9 protein-coding genes and 1 pseudogene are annotated in these 9,790 nt (G+C 59.7%); 6 read left to right on the top strand and 4 right to left on the bottom strand.

Features of this window, described 5'->3' with window-relative positions:
• Together BANT918_RS02685 and BANT918_RS02680 are read right to left on the bottom strand one after the other, a co-directional pair.
• Positions 1–408 (bottom strand): transposase (locus BANT918_RS02685; protein WP_233430326.1); only part of this gene is annotated, 408 nt, incomplete at its 3' end.
• Between the two features lie 50 nt (positions 409–458).
• Positions 459–1,388: an Lrp/AsnC family transcriptional regulator gene (locus BANT918_RS02680; protein ID WP_101618806.1), complete on the bottom strand. Its 930-nt coding sequence runs from the start codon at positions 1,386–1,388 to the stop codon at positions 459–461.
• Positions 1,389–1,556: 168 nt separating this feature from the next.
• Here BANT918_RS02680 and BANT918_RS02675 point away from each other — a divergent pair, with 168 nt between their 5' ends.
• Both BANT918_RS02675 and BANT918_RS02670 read left to right on the top strand, forming a co-directional pair.
• Positions 1,557–2,432 (top strand): nitrilase-related carbon-nitrogen hydrolase, encoded by an 876-nt coding sequence (locus tag BANT918_RS02675; protein WP_101618805.1) that lies wholly within the window; start codon positions 1,557–1,559, stop codon positions 2,430–2,432.
• Between the two features lie 25 nt (positions 2,433–2,457).
• Positions 2,458–3,909 (top strand): purine-cytosine permease family protein, encoded by a 1,452-nt coding sequence (locus BANT918_RS02670; protein WP_101618804.1) that lies wholly within the window; start codon positions 2,458–2,460, stop codon positions 3,907–3,909.
• Between the two features lie 306 nt (positions 3,910–4,215).
• Here BANT918_RS02670 and BANT918_RS17610 read toward each other — a convergent pair whose 3' ends face one another.
• Entirely contained in the window at positions 4,216–4,404 is a 189-nt protein-coding gene (locus BANT918_RS17610) for a hypothetical protein (protein WP_233429437.1), read from the bottom strand.
• 9 nt (positions 4,405–4,413) lie between these two features.
• A pseudogene (locus tag BANT918_RS18040) lies at positions 4,414–4,554 on the bottom strand (helix-turn-helix domain-containing protein); the annotation flags it as partial.
• A gap of 585 nt (positions 4,555–5,139) precedes the next feature.
• Between BANT918_RS18040 and BANT918_RS02660 the strand changes: the two are divergent.
• The 4 genes from BANT918_RS02660 (at position 5,140) to BANT918_RS02645 (ending at position 9,673) form a co-directional block, all read left to right on the top strand.
• Complete coding sequence (locus tag BANT918_RS02660) at positions 5,140–6,507, top strand: hypothetical protein (RefSeq protein WP_101618847.1); 1,368 nt, start codon at positions 5,140–5,142, stop codon at positions 6,505–6,507.
• A gap of 260 nt (positions 6,508–6,767) precedes the next feature.
• The gene (gene tig / locus BANT918_RS02655; protein ID WP_069600062.1) at positions 6,768–8,138 is read left to right on the top strand and encodes a trigger factor; all 1,371 of its coding nucleotides are present in this window, start codon (positions 6,768–6,770) and stop codon (positions 8,136–8,138) included.
• A gap of 270 nt (positions 8,139–8,408) precedes the next feature.
• Positions 8,409–9,005, top strand: a complete 597-nt coding sequence (locus BANT918_RS02650) for an ATP-dependent Clp protease proteolytic subunit (RefSeq protein ID WP_101618803.1) — start codon at positions 8,409–8,411, stop codon at positions 9,003–9,005.
• Between the two features lie 26 nt (positions 9,006–9,031).
• Positions 9,032–9,673 carry an ATP-dependent Clp protease proteolytic subunit gene (locus BANT918_RS02645; protein WP_101618802.1) on the top strand — a complete coding sequence of 214 codons (642 nt, stop codon included), beginning with the start codon at positions 9,032–9,034 and terminating at the stop codon, positions 9,671–9,673.
• The last annotated feature ends 117 nt before the right edge of the window (positions 9,674–9,790 follow it).

Raw genomic sequence — 9,790 nt, 5'->3', positions numbered from 1 at the left:
AAGAGTGACCGTCCTTCCACAGCTCCCAGACTCTTCGGCGTTCTTCTTCGGGTAGGCCTGGTCGTCCAATCTTGGCCATGTTCGCCTCCTGGCTGACGGGGTGTTGCACTCACGGTTTGAGTCTAAGGCCGCTTTTCCCAGGAACTCGTTATCTTGTTTAAGCTCGAAATTCTCCCGTTTCAACCGTGCCAGTTCAGCACGTTCGTCCTCTCCCAGAGGCCCGGTTGACTCGCCTTCGCCGCGGAGGCGGTCTTTCTCGGCCTTGACCCAAGTGCCCAGGGTCTGCTCGCCGACTCCGAGATCCTTCGCTACCGCCGCGATCGATCGGCCCGTGCTGATGACGAGGTTCGCGGCCTCGATGCGGTACTCCGGCGTATAAGAACGGCGTTGCCGCTTCGAATCTGACATGTTGAACATCCTTCCAGCAGGACCTGAAATCCCGCTACCTTGGGTGTCCACTATTCGAGGCTAACCTCAGCGGAGAGGCTGTCGCTCTGGCCGTACTGCTCCTTCGCAATCTTCAGATTCGCCCAGCAGTCCACTTCCGCCAAACCTTCGGTGCCGCGAAGACGCTCCATCACTTCGACGAGTTCGCTTGCTGAATCTGCCGATATTGTGGCGATGAAATCGTAGGCACCGATGGCGACGGCGAGAAATTCTGGGTCGAGAGCTTTGATCCTTGGCAGCAGTTCGTTGACAGGCACTCCCGCTCGGATTCCCAGGCCCAAAGTGGGAGTGTCGGGCTGTCCGATGCGAACTGGTATGCCGACGACCTTGATCGCTCCGCTTCTAACAAGCCGTTCGAATCGTAGTCGCGCGCCGCTCGGCGACAAACCCGACGCCTCGCCGAGCTCTCGATAGGACGATCGGGCGTCCCTTTGCAGATGCATAATGAGGGACCGGTCGGCCTCGTCGAGCGTCAGCGGGGCTTTGGCTGTGTGGAACGGGGAGAATCGATTGATTTCAATAGATTCATAGAGTGTGGTGCGGATGTCGCTGACGCCTGGCAGTTGCAGAATGGCGTCGAGGGTTCGTCGTAGGTGAGGATCTGGACCCACTCTCACCTCAGCGTCGATCGAATAGTGACCGGCGATGTCGGCGACAAATGTTGACTCCGTCATCGACACGAGTGCGTCCCGAACAGGCTGTACGGGGCCAGAGACAGCGATCTGCAAATATGCGAACCGTTCAAGACCCAGGAGGTCCGGGCTAATCGATACTGTCAGGCGAAGTACGTCTTCGGCGACCGCTGCCTGAACAATCGCCGCCACTTGGTGCCGCGCAAGTCCGATCTTCTTGGCAATTTGGGCAAAGCTCGCTCGCCCATCATCACGCAGTGCCTGAAGCACCATCTGGCGTGAGTTCGCAAAAACGCTTTCCGTCACCATAAGTCCCTCAAAGTCGAAGTCGCCAGAATTTCAGTTTTGCACAATCGATCGACTCTGATCGATGTTAAGTACCCAAATGTTCATTTCAGCATACATTCATGCATGATCAGATGAGCAAAGCTCGTGAACGGGTAGTTTAGTGTAGTCCTGGACACTACGATCGCTGGCATGACGAAGATTGCATGCTGCCAATTCGCCCCACACCTAGGCCGGGTTCGTTCGAATGTGGACGAGAGCATAGACCATTTCCATAAGGCCGTCGATGAGGGTGCTCGAATCGTCGTGTTTCCGGAACTGACCAGCTCCGGCTACGCATTTAGCAATTCAGGCGAGGCTCAGGCGGCATCGGAACAGATTGACGGATACGCCGTGTCCAGCTGGAAACAGGCGGCCGACGAGCGCAACGCAGTCATCGTGGCTGGCTTCTGCGAGACAAACGAACATGAAAGGCCCTACAACAGTGCAGCCGTGCTCGTACCGGGGCAGGACCCGGTAATCTACCGCAAGGCCCACCTCTGGGACGCCGAGAGAACTATCTTCACCCCCGGTGATGGCGCGCCCCCGGTTATCGATACGGAACACGGTCGAATCGCCGTCGTCATCTGCTACGACCTTGAATTCCCAGAGTGGATTCGAATTCCAGCACTAGGCGGGGCGGAACTGATCTGCGCTCCAGTCAACTGGCCGAGGGTACCGCGGCCCACGAATGAGAGGCCGGGTGAGGTTGTGCGGACCCAGGCGCAGGCCTCAATGAACCGTGTAGCCATCGCTGCGTGCGACCGCGCGGGTGCTGAGCGCGGCATTGACTGGACGTCTGCATCAGTAATCGTGGATGCGAACGGATGGCCGATCGATATGGCCAATCTCGACCAGAACCTGAATCAGATCGTAATTGCGGACATCGATCTGAGCGAGAGTCGTAGCAAGAAGCTGTCCTGCTTCAGCGATGTCCTTGCTGATCGCCGGACCGATCTTTACTTCGCACCTGCAGACTATTTAACCCAAGCAGCTCTTCGCAAAGACAACCAACAAATCCAGCGCTGAACCGCGCTGCCGACAGGAGACGACGATGTCATCACAACTATCCCCGGACAACCCCGACTCGATGATTGAGTCAAGATCGATCGACGTAGTGCCCCTGGCAGAACGCCACGGAAAAGTCTGGCACCAAGGCCCGTTCTGGTTCGCCGGCAACTTCGTCTTGACAACTCTTGTGGTGGGCTTCACTGGCCCCACAATGGGGCTGAGTCTGGGATTCTCCATCCTGGCGATCGTGCTCGGGGTCGGATTCGGAACCTTCTTCATGGCGTTCCATGCCAACCAAGGGCCGACGATGGGACTGGCGCAGATGATCCAATCCCGCGCACAATTTGGCAGCCGCGGAGTGCTGCTGCCGTTCATTGCGACAGTCTTCGTCTACGTCGGATTCCTCGTCTTCGACACAATTCTCGTCACCCAGGGAATCGGAATTTTCCCCGAGGCAACTTGGTTCTGGTACCCGGTCATCATTGCCGTATCGATCCTCATCGCCGTGATCGGCCACGATCTGCTTCATCTGATTCAGCGCTGGATGACCTATATCCTCATGGCGGTGTTCGTCGTGATCACCGTTTTCGCGTTCATCCATTTCCCGAATGCGGCCATCGATGCTGACGCAGCAGTGAACACGGCTGGCTGGACGGCATCTGGGTTCCTCGTCCAGTTCTCACTCTCAGCCGGATACAACATCAGTTATTCCGTCTACGTTTCCGACTACACCCGGTACTTGCCACCGAAGTCATCGGCGCCGAAACTGATCGGCTCCGTCTACGCTGGTGCAGGTTTGTCGGCGGTGTGGTTGATGTCTCTCGGGGCATTGCTGGCGACCTATATTCCGAACGCCGATCCGATCTCCACCCTCCGCGACGTCGGAGACATGATCTTCCCTGGCTTCGGAACGATTGCAGTACTCGTCTCGTCAGTCGCGTTGGTCTCAATCATGGGGGTCAATGCGTATGGCGCGATGCTCACCGGAGCAAGCGCAATCGATGGGTTCAAACCGATGAAGCCGACGGTACGGTTGAGAGTCGTGTCGTTGATCCTTGTCGGTATCGTCACCCTCGTGATTGCTCTCGCAATTCCCGATGACTATCTTGACAGCTTCAACAGCTTCGTTGGGCTCATGCTGTACTTCCTCATCCCCTGGACAGCCGTCAACCTTGTTGACTTCTACCTGGTTCGCCGTGGTCGATATGCACTCTTGGATATCGTGCACGGTGACGGTATCTACGGGCGCTGGGCATGGAAGGGGCTCACAGCTTACGCGGCTGGCTTCATTGCAATGATCCCGTTCTTTTCGCTCTCGTTCTTTACCGGCCCTATTGCCGCTCGAATCGATGGTGCAGATATGTCGTTCGCCGTTGGACTGCTGGTATCGGGTCTAATTTACTTCGTTCTCAGTCGTGGCCAGTCTTCGAAGCAGGAGGAAGAACAAGCGATCAAACGCAGTGCGGAAGAATTCGGCCTCGACGACTCGCACTGACCACTATATGAGCCAAGCTGGCCGGTATGCCGACTACTGTCATGAGAAGGAGTCATGAGCGAAATCCCGGCAGCCGTGATCGCATCCATCCCAGCTTCGTCACCGGGTCAGATGGTTCGACCTGCGATGGATGCGGTCAGCCGATCGAATAACCAGGCGGCAGCTTAATTGATGGCCGGGTCGAACACGTTGCGCGCGTGGCCCGAGAAGCTTTAGGCATACGCCCGTAGAGTTCTTCTCCCATCTACAACAAAGGGCCTCGACACTGACTTGTTTCAGTGTCGAGGCCCTTTGTTGTGGGTTCGTCTATTTCTTAGCGGCGAGCTCAGCGTTGCGTTCGTCGATGAGCTTCTTCATCCGCCGCCTGGTTTTGAGACTTCCACCTGGGTATTCGGAAAGGTCTTCGTCTTCATACGTTTCAGGGATGGCCATCGTCTCTGGAGTTGTCTGCTCCGGTTCGTCCTGTGGCATCGGCTTGACAGCAAACATCGACATGATCTCTTTGATGTCATCGGAGGTGAATCGGACGGCAGATCGATTGATGCGCAAATGCGGCAGTTCACCATTGCGAGTTCCGTCGCGAAGAAAGTGAACACCGCACTGCAAGATTGCCGCGGCCTGCTCGGGAGTATAGACACACGGCATTCCATTGGGAACGTAAATGTCCTGCCCTTGGGTATGCATGACGGCCAGGGGAGAGTGGGTGGGCTCAAGTGAGGGTGCATCTACTGAAGTGTGCGATCTATTGCTCATACCCTCTCTACGTGCGGCAGTTCGGCTCATGTTCGTAGAAGTTCGCAAATTCTTTGAAAATCTTCACTCGGGACCCTCCCGAAGGGGGTGCCGCACGGTGGCCGCATCATGCGGCCAATGGAGCTGAACGAACTGCTATTCCAAACCCATCAACATCGTTAAACCCCTAGAATCCAGCGAACGATATGGTGCCAAAAGAGGCTTCAAGCGGGTTCGATTCCCGTCATCCCCTCCGCTTACCGGCCGGACCATATGGTCCGGCCGGTTTTTTTGGTTCTGCGCTCATTCCTCCCGGTGCGATTCCTGCCATGGTGCCGTGCATTCGGACAGAGGTAGAATTCGGGAGGATCCGGAAGTGTGCGCCCGGGTTCCCACGCAGGCTCTCTGCCCGAACGACATTGCATGACACCACGCCGGATGACCGAGGCGGCTCCATTCACAGCCGAAGGCAGCCCACGTCAGAAAGTCCGTTTCCACATGACATCCGATCCCCAGCGCCGTCGACCGTTCCGGTCCCGGCCGAGTCGCCGTCAGCTCCTCACCGGTGCCCTGAGCGGTGCAGGCGTGCTCGGTGCCGGCTTCGTGACATCGTCGGGAACCGACATCCTCGCCGAGGTGGGCCGGAATGATCATCTTCGCTCGGTCACGGTCGCCTTCACATCGGGGACCACTCGGGAGGGTGTTGGGGCAGAAGCGGGACTGGAACTGCAGCCAGATTCCCGTGTCATGCCCGGAATCGAGGATCCGGGGCCGAAGCAGCGGCAGAGGGAATTCCTCGATCGGTGCTCGTCGTGGCTATCGCGGCTGCCCGAACAACGTCGCGATCTTGCCACCTCGGCGCTGCTCGATCTCTGGGTTCTCACCGACTCATTGCCTGCGACAGTGGCCAGCTGGGCCCAACCTTGGCGCTATATCTGGCCACGGGACGCGGCCTTCGCCGCTGTCGCGCTGGCCCGAGTCGGCCTGATCGATCTGGCATGGAATCATCTCCTCCATCTGCAATCTCTGCAGTCATCCGATGGATCGTTCGCCGCGCGTTTCACTCCCGATTCGGGGGAGGCCCCGGACGCGCGCCCCTCCCAATTCGATGCGCTGGGTCTCCTTCTCTGGGGCGTGAGTGAGGTTCATGCCTCGTCGACCCGCGCTGAAGGCGCTGCCGGAGGCACCGTGGACCTCGAGGCCATGGCCCCGATGCTGCGACGGTCCTCCGCGCGTCTGTTCCACCGGACCGAACGCGGCACCGCGCTGCCACCGGTGTCCTCTGACTACTGGGAAGTCAGCGAATCCCAAGTCACTCTGGGCACGGCCGGTCCCACTCTGCTGGGTCTGCAGGCGCTGGTCGATCTCGCCGAGCACACCGATGGGCTGTGGGCACACATCGATGGGGGAGTCGAGGCTCTCGGCGACAGCTGCGCGGCGTACGAGGCGACGTTTGCTCGCACATTCATCGCCAACGGACTGCAGCGCTACCCAACCTCGGGGGGACTCGATTCGGCGGTGGCCTACCTGCCGGCAGCGGGTGCGGGTCTGGGATTGGATGCATCGACGCTTGACCATGTGTGGGACAGGCTGAGCCAACCTGCTGGTGGGATCAAACCCGGCCACGGGTGGATCTTCGACCAGACGAGCTGGACACCGTCAACGTCTCTCATGGGCCTCGGGTTCGCCCGTATAGGGGCCCGAGTGCAGGCCGAAGGGATTCTCGACTGGTTGGGTGAGTACCGCACTCAGGCCGGTTCCTTTCCTGAGAAGGTGAGCGCAGAAGGTGCTGCGCTGTCGGTGGCTCCTCTGTCGTGGACGGCATCCAATGTCATCATCGGCCTTGACGAGCTCCATCCCCGGTGATCCTGACCTTCGGTGGAAGTGCGTGTGCCCGACCCGGTGGCGCAGGCACGGGTCCGGCGGTCCGCCGCCGTCGGTGCGGATTGCGCTCCTCGCGAACTCATGCCCGGCAGTGGCCCGCCTGTTTCGTGTTTTCTCCCAGGTTTCGCGTAATATGGGTGACTGCGTCTTGCGGACGTGCGCGATCTCATCGTGGACTTTCGCTCCCTCCCGGTCACCAGAAGACCGAATATGCATGACTGTCGAAATTGAAAGGTCGCACTGTGAAGAGCTCCGTCGAGCAACTCGACCCCACGCGGGTCAAGATCAGCGTGGATGTCCCATACGCCGAACTCAAGCCGAGCATCGACGAGGCATACAAGACCATCGGTGGCCAGGTGACCATCCCCGGCTTCCGCCAGGGCAAGGTCCCTGCTCGAATCATCGATCAGCGCGTTGGTCGACCTGCAGTGATCCAGGAGGCCGTCAACAACGGTCTTGACGGGTTCTACCGCGAAGCCGTCGAAGAGAACGATCTCAAGCCGCTGGGCCAGCCCGAGGTTGAGATCTCAGAGGTCCCCGGCCTCGACGGCACCGAAGACGGCGACCTGACCTTCACGGTCGAGGTTGACGTTCGCCCGGCGATCGAACTGCCTGCCTACGACACCATCAGCGTCGAGGTCGACCCGATCGAGGTCACCGATGACGACGTCGATGCCGAACTCGAGCAGCTGCGTACCCGTTTCGGGACCCTGAGCTCCGTTGACCGTCCAGCAGCCAAGGACGACTTCGTGACCCTCGACCTCGTCGCCACCATCGACGGCGAAGAGATCGACACCGCCTCCGACATCTCCTACCAGGTCGGTGCCGGAACCATGCTCGATGGCATGGACGAAGCACTCGACGGACTGTCGGCAGACGAGACCACGACCTTCGAGACCACCTTTGCTGGTGGAGAGCACGCCGGCGAGACCGGTACAGTCTCCATCACGCTCAGCGCGGTCAAGGTTCGCGAACTGCCGGAGGCTGACGATGATTTCGCTCAGCTGGCCAGCGAGTTCGACACGATCGACGAGCTGCGCACGGACCTGCGTGAGCAGGCTGCCAAGCAGAAGGAGACCGACCAGGGTGCTCAGGCACGCGACAAGGTCCTCGAATCTCTCATCGAGACCCTCAACGTGCCGGTTCCCGAGAAGGTCGTCACCGACGAGGTCGAGCGCCACCTCGAGTCCGAGAGCCGTGTGGACGACGATGAGCACCGCAAGGAGGTCACCGAGGAGACCGAGCGCAACCTGCGCACTCAGTTCATCCTCGACGCGATCGCCGAGGCCGAAGAGGTCGAGGTGACACAGCCCGAGCTCATCGAATACCTCATCTCCGCTTCACAGCAGTACGGCATGAACCCGAACGAGTTCGCGCAGATGCTCGACAGCTCCGGGCAGGTCAACGCACTGGTCGGAGAGGTCTCGCGTCGCAAGGCCCTGGCCGCCGCCCTCGCCGGTGCCGTCGTCAAGGACACCGAAGGCAACGTCGTCGACATGGAAGAGTTCACCACTCCTCCTGAGGAAGAGGCACCAGAGGGCGCCGAGGACTCAGACGAGACGGCTGAGGACTCAGACGAGACCGTCGTGGCCGAAGGCGACGACGAGAAGTGACGTCGCACCGCCTCGGCGGTGACTGAGCTTTCAACGGTGGGTACGGGAATTATTCCGTGCCCACCGTTTCGCGTAGTTCCACCCAGGCACCACAGCGACGTCGGCCCTTGCGTGGCGCCGCGGTTCACGGTCCATGAGTCCGAATCCGATGCACGATCACGCTGATGGCGAACACAGGTGCTTCGACGGACTAAAACGGACCGTTGAGCAGTTAGAGTCCATATCAAAGCAACCAAAGACCAACAGGAGTGAAACGTGAGCGCACACGAAATGACAGCGCCCGTCGGCCTCGACGCCGGTGGGGCAATGGGTCTCGATGACCACATCTTCAACCGTCTGCTCAAGGAGCGCATCATCTGGCTCGGCTCGGAGGTGCGTGACTCCAACGCCAACGCCATCTGTGCACAGATGATGCTGCTGGCGGCAGAGGATCCCGACGCGGACATCTCGTTGTACATCAACTCCCCGGGTGGCTCGGTCACCGCGGGAATGGCGATCTACGACACCATGCAGTACATCAAGCCAGATGTCTCCACCGTTGCCATGGGAATGGCGGCATCCATGGGACAGTTCCTACTGTCATCCGGCGCACCCGGTAAGCGGTTCGCCACCCCGCACGCCCGCATTCTCATGCACCAGCCACTGGGTGGCATCGGCGGCACCGCCACCGACATCAAGATCCAGGCAGAGCTCATCCTGCACATGAAGAAGCAGATGGCAGAGCTCACCGCCGAACAGACCGGTAAGACACTGGAGCAGATCCTCAAGGACAACGACCGCGACCACTGGTTCACCGCCGAAGAAGCACTGGAATACGGCTTCATCGATAAGATGGTGACCCGTTCGTCCGACGTCACCGACAACTGAGTGGGAGCCAAGGAAGAATGAATTCAATGAACTTTATGCCAGGGTCGACTGCCGGCAACATGCCGCAGTCCCGCTACGTCATGCCCCAGTTCGAAGAGCGGACTCCCTACGGCTTCAAACGCCAGGACCCCTACACAAAGCTCTTCGACGATCGCGTGATCTTCCTGGGCGTCCAGGTTGATGACACGAGTGCTGACGACGTGATGGCCCAGCTCCTGGTCCTCGAATCGCAGGACCCTGACCGTGACATCACGCTCTACATCAACTCCCCGGGTGGCTCGTTTACGGCGATGACCGCCATCTACGACACGATGCAGTACATCAAGCCGGAGATCCAGACGGTCTGCCTCGGTCAGGCCGCCTCTGCTGCAGCGGTTCTGCTCGCAGCCGGTACTCCGGGCAAGCGTTTGGCTCTGCCCAACGCCCGAGTCCTCATCCATCAGCCGGCGATGGAGGGCCAGGGCCAGGGACAGGCTTCAGACATCGAGATCCAGGCCGCAGAGGTCTTCCGGATGCGCCAGTGGCTGGAGACGACTCTGTCGAGCCACTCCAACAAGACTCCGGAGCAGGTCTCCAACGATATCGAGCGTGACCTCTTCCTCACCGCCGAACAGGCGAAGGACTATGGACTCGTCGATCAGGTGCTGACCTCCCGCAAGGCGGTCTGAGACACACGAGCATCTTCGGGCCCGGACAGTCATCGGCTGTCCGGGCCCGAAGCTGTCCGTGCTGCGAAGTTGCCACCAAATGCGGCGCCGAGTAGTTTGGGCCTTCTCGACAGCGTG

This window comes from Brevibacterium antiquum CNRZ 918 (assembly GCF_900169145.1).
GTDB lineage: Bacteria > Actinomycetota > Actinomycetes > Actinomycetales > Brevibacteriaceae > Brevibacterium > Brevibacterium koreense.
The sequence above is the reverse complement of the archived record's forward strand: the minus strand, read 5'-3'. Positions and strand labels throughout refer to the sequence as shown.